Here is a 17,014-nt window from a genome sequence, read left to right on the forward strand (position 1 = left end):
AACGCAAAAGTTTTAAATAAATCAGTTACTTTGCATGTGCCGACAAATGGGTTCGGCGGATTAAAGCATATTGCATATGTAGCAATACATGATGTTATTATTTTTACAGAATTTACTTCGGAACCTAAAAATTCTGAAGATTAATTAAAAATTATGGGCGAACAAAAACGTAAGGCAGACACACAAACCGAATTTGTATTCGGAAGGAAAAATTATAAATTCATGATAATTGGTCTAGCCGTAATTGGTTTAGGTTTCATTCTAATGTCAGGTGGTGGTAGCGATGACCCTAATGTTTTTAATCCAGAAATATTTAATTTTCGACGCATTCGTTTAGCGCCAACGTTAGTTTTACTTGGTTTTGCTATAGAAGTTTACGCTATTTTACTGAATCCGAATAAAAAATAAGTCCGTTTACTTTCTTCGGCTACTACGTCATTTTTAATATTTTTGCCCAATGGATATAACCGATTCTATTATTTTAGGTGTTATACAAGGTCTCACCGAGTTTCTACCTGTTTCTTCTAGTGGTCATTTAGAACTTGGAAAAGCCATTTTGGGCGACAACTCTATTCCTAAAGAAAGTCTGCTTTTCACAGTGGTTTTACATTTTGCAACCGCATTGAGCACTATGATTGTGTTTAGAAAAGATATTTGGCTCCTACTAAAAGGTGTTTTGAAATTTGAGTGGAATGACGACTTGCAATTTGTGTCTAAAATTGCATTGTCTATGATTCCTGCCGTTATTGTAGGTCTCTTTTTTGAAGAACAATTAGAAAGTCTTTTTGGAGGTAATATTATGCTAGTCGGCTTTATGCTTTTAGTAACAGCTGCCCTACTCTTTTTAGCTGATAAAGCTAAGGACACCCATAAAAAAGTAAGTTTTAAAAACGCCTTAATAATTGGAGTTTCACAGGCTATAGCCATGCTTCCTGGTATTTCACGTTCCGGAGCAACCATTTCAACTTCTGTATTATTGGGAAATGATAAAACACGAGCTGCTCGTTTTTCCTTCTTGATGGTTGTACCGCTTATTTTTGGGAAAATCGCTAAAGACCTTTTAAGCGGCGATTTAACTTACGAAGCATCTAATTTTACTTATTTAAGCGCTGGATTTATAGCCGCTTTTCTTGCAGGACTATTTGCTTGTACTTGGATGATTTCATTAGTAAAGAAAAGTAAACTTTCCTATTTCGCTATGTATTGCGCCATTGTTGGTGTGATTGCAATTATTTATACACTCGTAAATTAACATGAAAACTACTGAAGATTTCCAAGCTGGACAAGTACTATTAATAGACAAACCTTTACATTGGACTTCTTTTCAAGTGGTTAATAAATTACGTTGGGAAATTCGGCATGCTTTCAATATTAAAAAAATTAAAGTGGGTCATGCGGGTACTTTAGATCCATTAGCAACTGGATTACTCATTATTTGTACGGGAAAAATGACCAAGCAAATAAATACATTCCAAGGTCAAGATAAAGAATACACAGGAACAATTGTTTTGGGTAGTACAACACCTTCATACGATTTGGAGACCGAAATAGATGCCACATTCCCAACTGCACATCTAACGGAAACCGCTATTCATGAGGCCACCAAACAATTTATTGGCGATATAGATCAATTTCCGCCCGTTTTTTCCGCTATTAAAAAAGAAGGTAAACGCTTATATGAATTTGCGCGTGCTGGTGAATCCGTGGAAATTAGTTCACGACGCATTCAAATATCTGCCTTTGAGATTACTAAAATTGATGGTTTAAACATTGAGTTCCGTGTTGTTTGTAGCAAAGGCACTTACATTCGTTCTTTAGCACACGATTTTGGCAAAGCCTTAAATTCTGGAGCCCATTTATCTGTATTACGACGCACTAAAATTGGCAATTTTCATGTGGATAACGCACTGTTACCTGAAGCCTTTATAGAAAGCTTAACAACTAAATAGCTTCTTTTTACGTATATTAACTTGATAATTCATCCTAAATAAGACATTTACAGCTATTGTATTTTTCAGATAAACATAAAGCAGGTTTACTCTCTGGCTTAATTTCGGCAACGGTTTTAATGATGCTATTCGGTTTTCATATTACCCAACATGGCGAAAAATTAGCGGAAAGCTATTATGTTATGGAGCCAAAAACGGAAGCGGATTTAGAAGCTGAAGCCTTGGAAAAACTAGCCACAGAACAGACTGAAAAAGCAGAAACCAATAAAGCCTATAACGAAACTGAAAACTACAAGAAATTCGCACAGGCCTACCAACCTATTGCTCCTCCAAAAGATTATGAGTTTACTAGACCTGACTCACCCACGGAAGAAACAACACCTGAAAACACGATCGGAACAGGCTCAGGTTCTGAAATAAATGAAGATGTTATGTCCTCGTATAACGATGTAAATTCAGTGCTTAAACAACAGCAAAGCAGTCAATCAGCACAATCGGTTAACAAAAAAAGTTCTATGCATTATTCATTAGTGAATAGAACGCATAAATATTTACCAACACCTATTTATTTGTGTGATGATGGCGGCAAGGTTGTTGTAAATATTACGGTTGATAATAAAGGAGCTGTTATAAAATCAACCATTAACACAGCCGCTTCAACAGACAATGATTGTTTACACGAACACGCGCTAGAATATGCGAACGAGTCGCGTTTTAATGTGGATAATTCCAAAAAAACGCAACTCGGTTCTATTACTTTTTATTTTGAAGGTAAGAATTAAACGCCTAGCATAGTTAGTAACTCGTCAATGGTACTTTGACCCTTATCTTTATTATACCAAACTTGTAAATCTTCTTTAATTTCCGGTGTAATCATACCGTGCTTTGCTTTATAATCAGCCACTAATTTCGTTGCAGCCGCTGGCCTGGGACCAAACGTATGTACCACTTCTAATGTTTCCGTTTCTACCATAATTAATTTAGGAACAGATTTTCCACCATTAGTTAAAAACTGATTCATCAAGTCCTCATTGGTATCTCGTAAAACTAATTTCAATGAAATGTTGTCTGATTGTTCAGCTAATTTAGCCATAGGGGGAACTACGTGAGCAGCATCACCACACCAGCTTTCGGTAATTACAATCCATGTAACGTTGCCTTTAAAATTAGCCAAGCGTGATAACGAATTGTCCGTTAATTTTATAGTTTTATCCCACCGTTTCATGCGCTTATCATTAAGCTTGGTGTATTCTACCATATCTTCAGATTTGTCGTTGCCTGTAGTAGATTCACGCCCTACCAAATTCGTTACTAAATCGCGATAATCCGGATAAGTATAACTCGTTTTTAAACTCGCTTTAATACTATTTAAAATCTTTGTATCGTTTAATGTTTCCACAATTTTTATCTCATTATATGTTGGCACAAAAATACCTTGCACCCAATTAATCATCAGTAACCATTATTACATAGCACGCAAAAATAGTTGGATTTTTTTTCCTGATATATGATTAATGTCATATCTATGTCTATCTTTAATCTGAAAACTTACAATCTGCTGTATGAAGACAAAACATAAATGTGCTTGGTGTGTTGGCGACGATTTATACGAGGCCTATCACGACAAGGAATGGGGCGTTCCCGTTTATGATGACGACACGTTTTTCGAGTTCCTAGTTCTTGAAACCTTTCAGGCGGGATTGAGTTGGATTACCATTTTACGCAAACGCGAAAATTTTAAAAAAGCATTTGATCATTTCGATTATAAAAAAATAGCCAACTATAAGCAATCAAAAATTGAAAGTTTATTGCAAGATGCGGGAATAGTTCGGAATAAATTGAAAGTAAATGGAACCGTTACCAATGCGAAATTATTCATGGATATTCAAAAGGAATTTGGAAGTTTTAGCAACTATATATGGAGGTTTGTTGATGGAAAACCGATAACCAATAACGTGAAGAACTATAAAGAAGCCCCAGCCACAACTGCTATTTCTGATGCTATTAGTAAGGACTTAAAAAAACGTGGTTTTAAGTTTGTAGGATCTACCGTTATGTATGCGTTTATGCAAGCAACCGGTTTGGTAAATGATCATGAGGTTAGGTGTTTTAGGTATGATGAAGTTTGAAACTAGCAACCAAAAATTACTTCAAATATTCCAAGAACACATCTCTCGAAATATCTTCTGCACCCAATCGTTCTAGATGATTGGTATACACCTGGCAATCTATTAATTGATAATCGGTATTTTGAATAAAAGTGATAAAGGCTACTTTACTGGCATTGCTAACTTTAGCAAACATACTTTCGCCACAGAAAACACCATTTCCTAAATCGACACCATAAAACCCACCAACTAATTCACCTTCTTGCCAAACCTCAACAGATTTTGCGTAGCCAGCCTTATGTAATTCATTATATGCCATTATCATACTATCGGTAATCCAAGTTCCTGCTTGACCATTGCGTTTGGCTTTGGAACATTCGGTAATGACTTGATTAAAATTTTGATTGATAGACACGGTAAAATCGGCATTTCGCAATACCTGTTTCATACTTTTTGACACTTTTAAGTTTTCTGGAAACAACACAAAACGTGGATCTGGCGACCACCATAAAATTGGCTGACTGCCCTCAAACCAAGGAAAAATCCCCAATTGATAAGCAAGTAGTAATCGTGGCACGGATAAATCGCCTCCAATGGCCAGTAAGCCGTCTTCATTTGCTTGTGAAACGGGTGGAAACCATAAATCTTGATTTAGAAATTGCATAAAGAAATAATAATAAACTATCTAGTTGATTGTTGGCGCCTAGTCGCAAACTATTTTGAACTTTTCATTAGGCTTCCACTGCACTCAACCTGACTGCATAAGCGTAATCAAAATTTATATTCAAAATGAACTCATGAATTGTAAAAAACAAAAACCTCAACATTAAAAAACATTGAGGTTTATTATACGTCATTTTACCGGAAATTAGAAAGGTAAATCGTCGTTATCTTCTTCATTTAAATCGTCTGCAGGTGCAAAAGCTTGTGCTGGTGGTACTGGTGGCATTTCTGGGTTTGAAGCATCTGCTTGAGCTGCTTCAATACGCCATCCTTGAATAGAGTTGAAATACTTGGTTTCACCTTGTGGGTTTACCCATTCGCGACCGCGTAAATTAATACTGATTTTAACTTGTTGTCCAGCTTGAAAACTATTTAATAAATCCGTTTTATCTTGAACAAATTCTACCATAATATGTTGTGGGTACTGCTCTTCTGTTGTAACGACTACTTCTCTTTTTCTAAAGCCATTACTCCCAAACGTTTGCGTTTCTCCAATAACTTTAATTCTTCCTTGTACTTCCATTGTAATTTAATTTTCTGTGTTATGATAATAATATTTTCCAGGCACTATCTAAATCGCCGAAGCTTAAATAGTTTTTTGCCAATTTATGTTTTTTTCTATGATTTGCTTCTTTAATATTAGGGTGATGTTCACTTACAGCTTCCAAAAACTCCTGAACGGCTTCTGGTGTTGGTAAACTTTCTACATTTCCTAACATGCCTAATTCATTTCCTGTTAAAATCATGCTGTTTTTTACATGGTCTGGCATTTGATCCACACCAATTCCTAACGTTGATAATGGTTTTGGAATTTCAAAAAAACCGTTTTTGGCACGACTGTAGTAACTACCACCAGCTCTTGCAACTAAATCTAGTTTTTCCTGATTAATTTGATCGTTTTCGTCTAAAATGTCTTCTTCCAAATGAAGTTTTACAACCTCACAAATAATTAAATTTCCAGCGCCTCCTTCGGTACCTAAATGTATCACATCATTCACCTTACATTCTAATTGAACCGGAGATTCAGCAACACGAAATGGTTTTACCAAATCCGATTTTAGCATACTAAAACCTGCCTTTTCAAACTCATTTACTCCTAAAGGATATTCCGTACTGCTTAATGACGTTTGATGCACCATATCAAAACTCACCACATTAATAACCACTTCTTTAGTAGCTAAAATATTTTCCAAGGTATGCTTCGTCGTATTATCACGAACACGTCGTGCTGGTGAAAAAATTAGAATTGGTGGATTAGCACTAAATACATTAAAGAAACTAAAAGGCGCCAAATTTGGGTTTCCATCGGCATCAACGGTACTAGCAAACGCAATAGGCCTTGGAGCCACAGCACTTAACAGATAACCGTGTAACTTGCCTGTTGATAATTCTTTAGGTTCGTATGAAATCATGAAAACTTTATTATTTTGCACAAATGTAATTAATCTAATAACGAACTAAAAACGATTTGGTTATCATCTCACACAATATTATCAACAGATTTCCATTATATTAACATTCCAAAATAAACCTATGCTTTTTTCTAAATACCGAAATATAACACGCTACATCATTGTTGCAGCAAGTTTTGTTATTATATCCTTGATTCTGTGGAATACCTTTGTGTTTTTTCAGCATTTTAAAGAGGAACAACGTCAGAAGATGGACATTTGGGCATTAGCCCAAACAGAATTTCAAAAAAACATGTTGGAAGATGATGTAAATCCGATGGTTTCTCGCGTTTTAATAAGTAAAAATGACAACCAGATAGTTGTTATTAATGCTGAAGGAGCTATTGGACTGACCAATAATGTTGAAGAAAGATATTTGAAAAATGATGCCAGCACTAAAAGGCTTATCGCAAATTTAGAGGCTGAAAACAAACCTATTGAGCTTTCCTACATTGATCCTAAAACGAACCAAAAAATAAATGATGGCTATTTATATTACGGCAACTCACCTTTAATAAATAAACTAAAATATTATCCACTTGCTTTATTACTGATTATTATATTATTTGGTGCAGTTGCCTACTTTTTTTACCGCAGTACAAAAATTGCCACACAAAACAAATTATGGTCTGGTATGGCCAAAGAAACAGCGCATCAAATAGGTACGCCATTATCATCTTTAATTGGCTGGACAGAAATACTTAAAACCGAACAGGTAAATCCGGAATACATTCTAGAAATAGAAAAAGATATTAGTCGCCTGCAAACTATAACGGAACGTTTTAGTAAAATAGGCTCCTTACCAAAACTAGAAAAAGCGGATATTGTTGCAGAAACATTAGAGTCTTATGACTATCTAAAAACGCGTTCTTCTAAACTTATTGAATTTGAAATTTCAGTTCCCGAAAACCCTATTTACGTTAAATTAAACAAACAGCTTTTTAGTTGGACTATTGAAAATTTAGTGAAAAATGCCATCGACGCCATGCGTGGAAAAGGAAAATTAGTTATTACTATTACGCAATTAGAAGATAATGTAAAAATAACCATTACAGATACCGGAAAAGGACTAATTAGAAGTCAATTTAACCGTATATTTGACCCTGGATTTACAACCAAAAAACGCGGTTGGGGATTAGGCTTATCATTAGCCAAGCGCATTATTGAAGAATTCCATAACGGTAAAATTTATGTGCTTGAATCTGAAATTGACAAAGGAACCAGTATGCAAATTCTTTTAAAAACAACGTAACTATGGACAATCGATTTATAACTATTAAGGAAGTTGCAATTAATAATAATTGTCCAGAATGCTATAATACCAATGGTTTACATTTTACGTTTAAGCAGAAATTTGTGGAAACATCCTTTTATAAATCCTTAACCACTGAAACAGCACATGAACTTTTCTGTAAAACCTGTGAAACAACTATCTATCCTGTAAATTGGACCGATGATATTGATCGTGTTTTTGATTATCACAAACGTGCTTTTGTACCTAAAAAAGCGTCCTTTAAATTAAAGAAATCAGCGTGGATTGGTATTGGCGTCTTAATCGGAATTATAGTCGTTGGTATTGGCGCAACCGTATTATTAAGTTAGATTTATAGATACGAGCGAATAGCTTTTGCTACGTTCTCAAAATCCTGTTCTGTTAATTTCTCTTTTGAAATAAAGCGCGCATCTTCCATAGTATTTAGCGGAATTAAATGCACATGAGCATGCGGAATTTCCAAACCAATAACCGTTAAACCAACACGTTTACAAGGCACAGCTTTTTCAATTGCTAATGCAATTTGTCTGGAAAACTCCAATAAACCATGATAGGTAACTTCATCTAAATCAAACAACTTATCCACTTCCTGCTTTGGGATACAGAGTGTGTGTCCTTTTGCATTTGGGTTAATGTCCAAAAAAGCGAAATAATCGTCAGTTTCCGCAATTTTATAACACGGAACGTCGCCATTAATTATTTTTGTGAATAGGGTTGCCATAGTTTGCTATTAGTATACCTGTAAATATAAAAAGATTCCCGCTTTAAGGGAATCTTTTCAAGAATAATTTCGTGTTTACTTTTTTCTATCTACCAATATAGACCTTTGAATTTGTTATCTAGAAATTTCTAAAATATCAAACTTCATAACACCATTTGGCACTTGTACTTCGGCTACTTCGCCAACGGATTTTCCTAAAAGGCCTTTTCCAATTGGTGAGTTAACAGATAACTTTCCGGAAGCTAAATCGGCTTCACCATCAGCAACCAAGGTATAGGTCATTTCCATTCCGTTAGTCTGATTTTTTATTTTGACTTTAGAAAGCACCAATACTTTGGTGTTATCCAATTGCGATTCATCAATAACTCTAGCGCCTGCCAACGCACTTTCTAATTTGGATATTTTCATCTCCAACATACCTTGTGCTTCTTTGGCTGCATCGTACTCGGCATTTTCACTTAAATCACCTTTGTCTCGCGCTTCAGCAATGGCTTGCGATGCTTTTGAACGCTCTACATCTTTTAATTGGCGTAACTCTTCACGTAAACGCTTTAATCCTTCCGGTGTATAATAAGATACTTTACTCATAATTTCATGTTTTATAATAATAAAAGATGCTGAAAACAAATGGACAACGAGCGCCAAATCTGTTCAGCATAAAAAAATCCCGCTTGCACGAGATATATACAAAGCTACACAATTTTTTTGATACCTGTAAGTTTACTTATTGTTATTACTATGATAAGTAGCTTACTTTTAATCGTTTTGAGTAGCAAAATGCAAGTTAGCTAAATATACGAAATTTTTAATACGTTTGGGTTTTTGTTGTAAATTGCCCTGAAAATATAATTGGTTATGAAATATCTGTTTTTGCTTGTTTTTGCGTTTGTGGTTTTTACGTCTTGTAATAAAAATGATGATGATAACGTGCGCCAAAATGAATTTTTACCAAACTACACATTTGACACTGGTAATTTAATAAACACCAATTTACCGCAGTATAGCGATATGGAATTCCCAAACAATTATGTGATATTAAACAATAATTACGGCATTAATGGTGTGGTGGTTTTTTATGCAGGTGGAAATAATTATAATGCTTTTGAATTATCTGACCCAAATCACGCCATTCGCGATTGTTCGAAATTAACCGTTACAGGCGTTATTGCAACATGCAGTTGCGATGATGCAAACGCTTATGATATTTTAACGGGTCAACAACAAGAAGGCACAACAGGACAATACGGTTTAAAACGCTATTTTGTTGAAAAATCTGGGAATATTATTCGGGTTTATAATAATTAGACACCACGTATTTATCAAAATGACTTGCTAAAGCTAAAACTGCCTAAAAACGATAATTTGTTTTTAGGCAGTTTTTTAATTTATGAGATTATTTTACACACATAATCTTCTTAAAACTTCATGGTCATTCCCAATAAAAAATTAGTAGTTGCTTGTGGATAAAAACCAGCACCTTCAATAGTTGACACTTGTGGTGGATTAGACCATGTGTCATCATAGGTATAGTAATATCCGTTAGATGCATACTTAACATTAAATAGGTTGTTAACCAATCCTGAAAACAAAATTGACTTTAAAAATGGTTTAGTGTTTTCATCTCTTCGGAAAGACATTTCGTAATTAACACTAAAATCATTTACAAAATAACTATCTAATTTGGAGGCTGCAGCCTCGGTATTACTCATAAATTGCTCGCCAACATACTTACTTAAAAGTGTTAACTGTAAATTAGTAATCGGTTGAAATGTTAAGGCATTAGAAGCAATCCATTCTGGTGAAAAGGAAATATCCGTTTTACCAAAATTTACCAAACTACCGTCAAACTCTGTAATCGTTTCCTTGTTTTTATTGGAACTCCATGTTACACTTGGCTGTAATCGCCATTTTTCTGCTATTTGAAAGGCTGCTTCCACCTCTAACCCCAATCGGTGACTATCACCGCTATTGGTACGAATTGGGTTTCCAGACTGATCAATATTTCCTGTTAAAACTAATTGCTCGTTATATAACATGTAATAGGCATTTACATTAAACCGGAACTTTTCATTATTATGTCGCCAACCTAATTCAAAATCATTTAATTGTTCTGGTTTTACGTCTGCATTGTTTTCAAAATCATCACGACTTGGTTCACGATTTGCCCGAGCATATGAGAAATACATACTGTTTTCTGCATTCAAATTATAGTTAATTCCCGCTTTAGGATTAAAAAAGGCGTAATTTTCATCGACATTAAAAACATTTCGATCCGAATCAATTCCATTAACCTCATAATCCACTAAACGCATTTGTAAATCGGCAAACAAACTGATTTTATCATTTAGTTTAAAAGTACCTTTTCCGAAGAAATTGATATCTGTTTTTAAACCTTTATTATCATAATAACGATCCGTATTCATGCTATTACTGGCAAATTGCGCCCAAATAATTTCACCAAAATGGCCACCATCATAATAACTGTATGAGCCTCCAAAAAGCACATCTAACTGATTATTTTTATAGTTGGCATTCGCATTTACTACAAAGAAATCATTATCCAACCAACGTCGTCTTACCAAATCCGTTTCCGAAATCGTATCTGTTACAATTATAATCTCATTTAAACCATAATCGGCAAACTCGGCATCTTCTTTATATTGCTCGAAATAACCTCGTCCAGCCGTATAATTCAAAGCCATATTGGTGGACCAATTATTATCAATACGCTGATTCCAATGCAGTTGATAATGGTCCTGTTGATAATTATCTACTTCATTTTCGTAAAACTGGGTATTGCCATTTTCATCGGTATACTCACCAGCTGTATTATAGGTTCGGTCATTGTCCAATTTGTCTTTATCCTCCAGACCATTCCAAGACTGATAGGTTATTTCCTTACCCGAAAATGTTATGGCTTTTATTAAAGTATTTGTCGATTTATAAGATCCTTGAAGGAAATAAGATTTCAAATTAGAAGTCGCACGATCTATATAACCATCCGATTTAATATTTGATAGACGTCCCGCAAATTCTATATGGTCATTCAGCAAGCCTGTGCTAAATTTCAAGGTGTGTTTTCGGGTATTAAAACTACCGAAAGAATTGGCAAATTCCCCATAAGCTTCTTGGGAAACGGCGTCTGTTAGCACATTAACACTGGCACCAAAAGCACCAGATCCATTTGTGGATGTTCCTACACCACGTTGCAATTGTAAACTCTCAACCGATGAGGCGAAATCGTTTAAATTCACCCAAAAGGTTCCTAATGATTCAGCATCATTATACGGGATTCCATTAATAGTTACGTTTGTAGATTGCGCATTAATACCACGCACGCGAATGCCTGTATAACCAACGCCTGCTCCTGCATCCGAAGTGGTAACCACAGACGGTAGAAAGTTTAATAGAATAGGAATATCCTGCCCCAAATTCCGCTTTTCAATAGCTTCCTTAGAAAGATTGGAATGTGTAATTGGCGAGTCCGCTTTTACACGAACCGAGCGCACTAAAACTTCATCAAGTGTTTCTAGTTTTGTGGAATCCTGCGGTTTTTCTTGTGAAAAAACACCAAGAGAAGTCGTTAAAAAAATGGAAAGCACACTTGCTTTTTGAAAATGATGCCAGCGAAAAACTGACGCGTTGTTGAATAAAAATTTCATCCGATAAAAATAAATTTAGCGAATAAAAAGAGGTAATTATTCTGATTAAAAATTAATTTTTTTGTTGCCATGCGCAATCACGCACAACATTACAAAATTGTTGTTATTTTCCTAAACAGCATTACCTGTTCTAGGTTCAATGGGTATGATCTCAGCCGTTATTGGGCACCCCTTTATGAGAACGCTGCAAAGGTAGTTAACAATGTATAATTAGCAAGTAATAATGAGAAATTATTAATTTAAACATCCGGTGGTTTCCTATTTGCCTTTTTATCAGCTTGTTTTTTCTTGTTGGAAAGACGTTTGAGTTTCACTGCTCTTGGAACCTTGGTTGGTCTGCGATTTTTTGGCACAATCAACCCTTGCTTTATTAACTCTAAAAAGCGTTTAATAACCAAGTCCTTATTTTTATGTTGACTGCGGCTATCGTCACTAGATAGTATTAATATTCCTTCCGTTGTTAACCGATTATCTAACTTTTTAAGAAGACGGGCTTTTTGGTTTTCTGAAAATACTTGTGAATTTGGTAAATCCCAACTCAATACCACTTTAGAGGATGTTTTGTTTACATGCTGACCACCAGCACCCGAACTTCTAATCGCTTTAAATGATAATTCCGTTATAAGAAATGCTGCATCAAACATATTATTTTAGCTGATGTGGTGACTTTAATAAATCGTTTACTGTTTTAACTGGATTGAAGGTAATGAGTGGCACTTCAACAAAAATTGTATTCCAATTGGCCATGCTTCCATTCCATAAACCTGGCAACTCCAAAGCTTTTAAATCCTTTCCTAATCGTGTTTTTTTGGTAATAAAAGCGGCTCTATGATCTATAAACTGGGTGAGATCAAATTTATTTCCTTTGTAATCTTTAACACCACAAACCAAATCGACAGGATTAAAATGTGTGGCATTTTTTAAAATACTTTTTTGATGTTTATTCTTTTGATTTATTTGAGCCGACTCTACAATTTGAAGTGAAATAGTTCCACTTTCATCTTTAACCCAAAAGGGCCCACCTCCAGGTTCACCTTCATTTTTAACCATACCACAAACACGAATTGGTCGGTTTAATTTACTCTGAAGATATTCTATTTGAAACTTTTCTGCATATTTTTCAAATTCAGTAGAAATTTTTACCTGCATTTTTTTTGTTAAAAACCGTGCGATTTCAATGATTGTTTCGTGGGACAATTCGCCTTTATCAATTAATTCTAAATACTGAAATGCCTGCTGTTGAATTTCCATCAGAATCCCAGCCAATATCTTTTTATTCTTGGCTACTTCATTTTTATACTTATAAACAACCACATTATCAATGTTTTTAATAAAGATAATATCGGCATTCAAATCGTTTAAATTTTTAATTAACGCACCATGTCCTGATGGACGAAATAACAAATCGCCGTTCTCTAATCTGAAAGGCTCATCTTTAGGTGTAACAGCTATTGTATCGGTTGATTCTTTTTGATACGAGAATGAAATATCGAATTGAGAATTGGTTTTACGTTCTACTTTATCTTCTATTCTTGAAAACTCATTACTAAATTTATCCTTATGACTTTCTGAAATGGTAAAATGCAATTTTGCTTGCTTATTGCAACACGCATACAATGCAGATTCAAATAAATGTTCCTCAAAAGCTGTAGAAATAATTTGGTTTTTATATTCGTGAAACGGCAATAATCCTTTTGGTGAATTGCCATAATTTAAACCGTCCTCGTCTAACATAGCTTTTACAAATAATTGCGAGCGGTAACTAACATCTAAATCGGCGTAGTTTGGATAGGTTTTATTTAACAACTCCAAGACTTCAAAATAGAATGGAAATTTTTCTAAACCAACAAAGAAAATATGTAAACTTTTATCATCGCGCGTATTCAAATACGAATTAATAGTTTGTTCAGCTGGATCATATTCTTCCAAAAACTGAAACAGAAATTTAAACATTCGAGTTGCTGCTCCTGATGCGGGAACAAATTTTACAATATCAAATTGGTCTTTATTTTCATCAAAAAATGCCACAAGGTTTTCAACTTCCGAATTATTTAGGCTTAAAATACCATCTCCAACTGTTGCGGCTGCCACCAAATGTGAAAATGGCAAACCGGAAACGAAGGTTTCAAGCTGTTTGTTGACACCTTCCACAGTTAAACCCTTTGACTCTATTTGTTTTATGTCCTTTTCAGAAAAAGTCATATCTTACTTTTTAATAATTCATTAATATGCTTTACGGCAACTTCAAAACGATTTGTTAGATTTCCACTTAGTAAAATATAGGGCTTTTGGTGAATTTCTAACGCCTTTTGAAACGCTTGAAACATCGTTTCTCTTTCATGCGGTTTATCGCGAATGCCATCGGGTTCCCATGGCAGATCAATATTAGTTAAAAAATAAAGATTATAGTAATTTTCTGTGGCAAATTTATTTAAGCGCTCTGAAGTAAAGTCCTGATAGTAAGCTTCACTATATACTTTTGTTTCTAACAAGTCGGTATCACAAATTAGTAATTTATCTGCTTGCTTAGTCAATTTGTTTTCTAAAGCCATTTGGCCTTCCGCAATGGGCAAAACATCATCTTGGGTTAATACCTCATGTAATTTTGCTTTATTTTCAGCATAAATCCTAGAAAATTCTGGAACCCAAAGTGTATTAAAATGAGTCGCCAATTTTTTAGCAAGAATGGTTTTTCCTGTTGACTCAGGACCAAACAGGACAATTTTTATGCAATGACTCTCGTCTTGTTTAAGTGTTTCTTCCATGCTAAATAACCATAAATTGCTAATACTGTAAAACCTAAATACTGTAAACTTGTAAAGGTAAATCCTTTGTAAAAATATAAGGGGACTGAAATAAGATCACCTACAATCCAGAAAATCCAATTTTCAACTTTTCGTTTTGCCATGAGATACATTCCGGCAAAAAATATGGCAGTTGTAAGAATATCAACATACGACACCCAACTACTCCATTTATTAAAAATTTGATAAATAACAGCAACACAAATTACCGCTGCAACGGCAATTCCAATTGAAGTCTGTTTATCCCTTTTATTCCATGATGTAATTGGTGTTTCATGCGTATCATCTATTTTACGTGTCCAAATATACCAACCATAAATACTCATTATAAAATAGTAGGCGTTAATAATCATATCGCCTAATAGTGCCCATTTAGACAATAAATATACAAAGATACTTGTGCTAATAATACCGGTTGGAAACACAAAAATATGGTTCTGTTTAGAATACCAAACGGATAGAAACCCAAAAACAACCGCAATAATCTCAAGTACAATATCTAGAGTATCATAATCGCTGTACTGACCAAACAGGTAATCAAAAATGAGGCTCATAATCTTGTCTATCTGATTTGACTATTTTCATGTGTAGCAAACCGCGTTCAATTAATTCAAAGGCTTCTTTTATTTCAACGGTTAAAAGTTTCATAACCGCATCATAATCGCCATAAACCTGCGTGCTTAATGGGTTTTCAAGGACTTTTAAATGAGATGCTCGTAATTTTTTTATAAAATGAATGATGGCTGGTTCATAGTCATCATGCAACGGTGTTAAGGTTAATTCTACGGATATTTTCATGTTTATTTGCCGCGAAAGCGGTAATCTTTTTAATGTTTGTACTTATTTTAAATTTAAAACCTTACAACCCGCTTGAGGCAACATTAACAATCTTGAAGTTCTTCAAAAAAAGACTCATCATTTTCAAAAGCCGTTCCTATAACTACTAAATCGGCTCCAGCTTGGTAGGCTTGATTTAATTGTTTTAAATTTCGAATTCCGCCGCCCACAATTAAGGGAATGCTAATATTGGTTTTTATTTTTTCAATTATCTTCTTGGATACCGGTTGCAATGCACCACTCCCAGCTTCCAAATATATAAGTTTCATTCCAAGTAATTCGCCAGCTGTGGCTGTATCTGCTATTAATTGGATGTTATTATTTTGTAATGGTGTTGTATTGGTTACACGTTGTACGGCTGTTTGTTTGCCATTTTCAATTAAGATATAACCGGTTGAAATAATTTCTAAATTTGAATTTTTCAATTTCGAAATGGCTTGAACATGCTTACCAATTAAATAGTCTGGATTTCTACCTGAAATCAGTGATAAAAATAAGAGTGCATCGGCTTGATTTGTTATTTGTCCTACATCACCAGGGAATAATAAAAGTGGTAATTGGGTGTGTTTTTTAATTTCTATTACCAAAGCTTCTGTTAATTGCGCTGCAACCACACTTCCACCAACAAAAATATGTGTGGCTCGAGACGCATTTACCTTTTCTATAAATTTAGCAACGGCATTTAAATCCATTTTATCAGGATCGATTAAAACGGCTAATAATTTTTCACCTTTAAAAGTAGCTTGTAAAATGTGATTATAAATAGTCTTCATTACTTAATTGGTAAGGCAAAAGCACAGGTAAAACCTTCAAATTCTAAAAAATTAGTATCGAAACTATGTTTACTGTTATCATAATCTATCCAAGCGCGTGTTTCGGAATCTAATATTTCAAAAGGAATTACCAGTGTATGCTGTAAAAAACTCAACCCAGGAGTAGCAAACAATTTATAAAGGGATTCTTTAATACACCAAATAACGGTTAGTTTCCGAATATAATCCTCGGCATCTTTTTGCAAATATTGACTTTCATAATCCATAAATTTATGAGCAATAACACCAATTTTGTCACGTTGCTTTTCAATATCAATGCCTACTAAATGATCACTAACCACCACTCCAGAAAATGTAAAGGAATGCGTAATAGAAATATATTTCCCGTCCTTTAAATGCGGCTTACCATTTTCATCGTAATACAAATCGGTATCGGTATAACCAAATTCGGCAAGCAAATGTCTAACACTTAAAAAACCACGTTGGTGCAGCTCACTTTTCATACTTAAAACGCGGCTTAAACTTTCGGGTTTTAAGGTAAGTGGCTGAATTAAATCGTCATAAGATTCTTCTATCTTCCAGATTTTAACAGTAGTTTGTGAGTTGGGAATAAGGGTTTTATAAAGCGGCATTTAATATTCTAAAAGTTATTAGTTATCTTTGCACTGCCTAAAGCAGCTTTAGTAAATGTGACAAGCGAATTTAACTATTTT

Annotated in this window: 22 protein-coding genes; 8 read left to right on the forward strand and 14 right to left on the reverse strand. The window is 34.5% G+C overall.

What is annotated here, in order from left to right; genetic code table 11:
* Positions 1-153 precede the first annotated feature (153 nt).
* The 4 genes from ACFPH8_RS01200 to ACFPH8_RS01215 are packed head-to-tail and all read left to right on the forward strand — an operon-like array spanning position 154 to position 2,731.
* Positions 154-408, forward strand: coding sequence for a DUF3098 domain-containing protein (locus tag ACFPH8_RS01200; RefSeq protein WP_248396294.1), 255 nt, complete (start codon positions 154-156; stop codon positions 406-408).
* A 49-nt stretch (positions 409-457) separates the two neighbouring features.
* A complete protein-coding gene (locus ACFPH8_RS01205; protein WP_376858134.1) occupies positions 458-1,252 on the forward strand; it encodes an undecaprenyl-diphosphate phosphatase in 795 nt (264 codons plus the stop codon).
* A 1-nt stretch (position 1,253) separates the two neighbouring features.
* Positions 1,254-1,949, forward strand: coding sequence for a tRNA pseudouridine(55) synthase TruB (gene truB / locus ACFPH8_RS01210; protein WP_376858135.1), 696 nt, complete (start codon positions 1,254-1,256; stop codon positions 1,947-1,949).
* A 56-nt stretch (positions 1,950-2,005) separates the two neighbouring features.
* On the forward strand, positions 2,006-2,731 hold the full coding sequence (locus ACFPH8_RS01215) for a hypothetical protein (RefSeq protein ID WP_376858136.1): 726 nt from the start codon (positions 2,006-2,008) through the stop codon (positions 2,729-2,731).
* Here ACFPH8_RS01215 and ACFPH8_RS01220 read toward each other — a convergent pair.
* The gene (locus ACFPH8_RS01220) at positions 2,728-3,402 is read right to left on the reverse strand and encodes a thioredoxin family protein (protein ID WP_376858137.1); all 675 of its coding nucleotides are present in this window, start codon (positions 3,400-3,402) and stop codon (positions 2,728-2,730) included. The genes ACFPH8_RS01215 and ACFPH8_RS01220 overlap by 4 nt on opposite strands.
* Positions 3,403-3,511: 109 nt before the next feature.
* Between ACFPH8_RS01220 and ACFPH8_RS01225 the strand changes: the two genes are divergently transcribed.
* A complete protein-coding gene (locus ACFPH8_RS01225; RefSeq protein ID WP_376858138.1) occupies positions 3,512-4,078 on the forward strand; it encodes a DNA-3-methyladenine glycosylase I in 567 nt (188 codons plus the stop codon).
* A gap of 16 nt (positions 4,079-4,094) precedes the next feature.
* Here ACFPH8_RS01225 and aat read toward each other — a convergent pair whose 3' ends face one another.
* From aat to ACFPH8_RS01240, 3 genes are all read right to left on the reverse strand, one after another.
* Positions 4,095-4,721, reverse strand: coding sequence for a leucyl/phenylalanyl-tRNA--protein transferase (aat, locus tag ACFPH8_RS01230; RefSeq protein ID WP_376858139.1), 627 nt, complete (start codon positions 4,719-4,721; stop codon positions 4,095-4,097).
* A 204-nt stretch (positions 4,722-4,925) separates the two neighbouring features.
* Entirely contained in the window at positions 4,926-5,303 is a 378-nt protein-coding gene (locus ACFPH8_RS01235; protein ID WP_248396310.1) for a DUF3127 domain-containing protein, read from the reverse strand.
* A gap of 19 nt (positions 5,304-5,322) precedes the next feature.
* Positions 5,323-6,192: a flavin reductase family protein gene (locus tag ACFPH8_RS01240; protein WP_376858140.1), complete on the reverse strand. Its 870-nt coding sequence runs from the start codon at positions 6,190-6,192 to the stop codon at positions 5,323-5,325.
* A gap of 121 nt (positions 6,193-6,313) precedes the next feature.
* Between ACFPH8_RS01240 and ACFPH8_RS01245 the strand changes: the two genes are divergently transcribed.
* Positions 6,314-7,483, forward strand: a complete 1,170-nt coding sequence (locus tag ACFPH8_RS01245) for a sensor histidine kinase (protein WP_376858141.1) — start codon at positions 6,314-6,316, stop codon at positions 7,481-7,483.
* A 2-nt stretch (positions 7,484-7,485) separates the two neighbouring features.
* Positions 7,486-7,833, forward strand: coding sequence for a hypothetical protein (locus tag ACFPH8_RS01250; RefSeq protein ID WP_345581718.1), 348 nt, complete (start codon positions 7,486-7,488; stop codon positions 7,831-7,833).
* A gap of 2 nt (positions 7,834-7,835) precedes the next feature.
* Here the strand turns inward: ACFPH8_RS01250 and ACFPH8_RS01255 are convergent, their stop codons facing one another.
* A complete protein-coding gene (locus ACFPH8_RS01255; RefSeq protein ID WP_376858142.1) occupies positions 7,836-8,225 on the reverse strand; it encodes an HIT family protein in 390 nt (129 codons plus the stop codon).
* A gap of 114 nt (positions 8,226-8,339) precedes the next feature.
* Complete coding sequence (gene greA / locus ACFPH8_RS01260) at positions 8,340-8,813, reverse strand: transcription elongation factor GreA (protein ID WP_248396320.1); 474 nt, start codon at positions 8,811-8,813, stop codon at positions 8,340-8,342.
* Between the two features lie 267 nt (positions 8,814-9,080).
* On the opposite strand from greA, the gene ACFPH8_RS01265 reads away from it, so the two are divergent.
* Positions 9,081-9,530 (forward strand): hypothetical protein, encoded by a 450-nt coding sequence (locus ACFPH8_RS01265; RefSeq protein ID WP_248396322.1) that lies wholly within the window; start codon positions 9,081-9,083, stop codon positions 9,528-9,530.
* 110 nt (positions 9,531-9,640) lie between these two features.
* Here the strand turns inward: ACFPH8_RS01265 and ACFPH8_RS01270 are convergent, their stop codons facing one another.
* The 8 genes from ACFPH8_RS01270 to ACFPH8_RS01305 form a co-directional block, all read right to left on the reverse strand.
* On the reverse strand, positions 9,641-11,887 hold the full coding sequence (locus tag ACFPH8_RS01270) for a TonB-dependent receptor (protein ID WP_376858143.1): 2,247 nt from the start codon (positions 11,885-11,887) through the stop codon (positions 9,641-9,643).
* Between the two features lie 239 nt (positions 11,888-12,126).
* Entirely contained in the window at positions 12,127-12,531 is a 405-nt protein-coding gene (gene arfB, locus ACFPH8_RS01275; protein WP_376858144.1) for an alternative ribosome rescue aminoacyl-tRNA hydrolase ArfB, read from the reverse strand.
* Position 12,532: 1 nt separating this feature from the next.
* Positions 12,533-14,089: a DUF4301 family protein gene (locus ACFPH8_RS01280; RefSeq protein WP_376858145.1), complete on the reverse strand. Its 1,557-nt coding sequence runs from the start codon at positions 14,087-14,089 to the stop codon at positions 12,533-12,535.
* Positions 14,086-14,652 carry an AAA family ATPase gene (locus ACFPH8_RS01285; protein ID WP_376858146.1) on the reverse strand — a complete coding sequence of 189 codons (567 nt, stop codon included), beginning with the start codon at positions 14,650-14,652 and terminating at the stop codon, positions 14,086-14,088. The genes ACFPH8_RS01280 and ACFPH8_RS01285 overlap by 4 nt, the downstream gene beginning before the upstream one ends.
* Positions 14,613-15,245, reverse strand: coding sequence for a nicotinamide riboside transporter PnuC (pnuC, locus tag ACFPH8_RS01290; protein ID WP_376858147.1), 633 nt, complete (start codon positions 15,243-15,245; stop codon positions 14,613-14,615). The genes ACFPH8_RS01285 and pnuC overlap by 40 nt, the downstream gene beginning before the upstream one ends.
* Complete coding sequence (locus tag ACFPH8_RS01295; RefSeq protein ID WP_248396334.1) at positions 15,229-15,489, reverse strand: thiamine-binding protein; 261 nt, start codon at positions 15,487-15,489, stop codon at positions 15,229-15,231. The genes pnuC and ACFPH8_RS01295 overlap by 17 nt, the downstream gene beginning before the upstream one ends.
* 83 nt (positions 15,490-15,572) lie before the next feature.
* Positions 15,573-16,301: a phosphoglycerol geranylgeranyltransferase gene (locus ACFPH8_RS01300; protein ID WP_376858148.1), complete on the reverse strand. Its 729-nt coding sequence runs from the start codon at positions 16,299-16,301 to the stop codon at positions 15,573-15,575.
* Positions 16,301-16,933, reverse strand: a complete 633-nt coding sequence (locus ACFPH8_RS01305) for a 4'-phosphopantetheinyl transferase family protein (RefSeq protein ID WP_376858149.1) — start codon at positions 16,931-16,933, stop codon at positions 16,301-16,303. The genes ACFPH8_RS01300 and ACFPH8_RS01305 overlap by 1 nt, the downstream gene beginning before the upstream one ends.
* Between the last annotated feature and the right edge of the window lie 81 nt (positions 16,934-17,014).

Origin of the sequence: Bizionia hallyeonensis (assembly GCF_042657385.1) — a bacterium.
Taxonomy (GTDB): Bacteria; Bacteroidota; Bacteroidia; order Flavobacteriales; family Flavobacteriaceae; genus Algorimicrobium; species Algorimicrobium hallyeonense.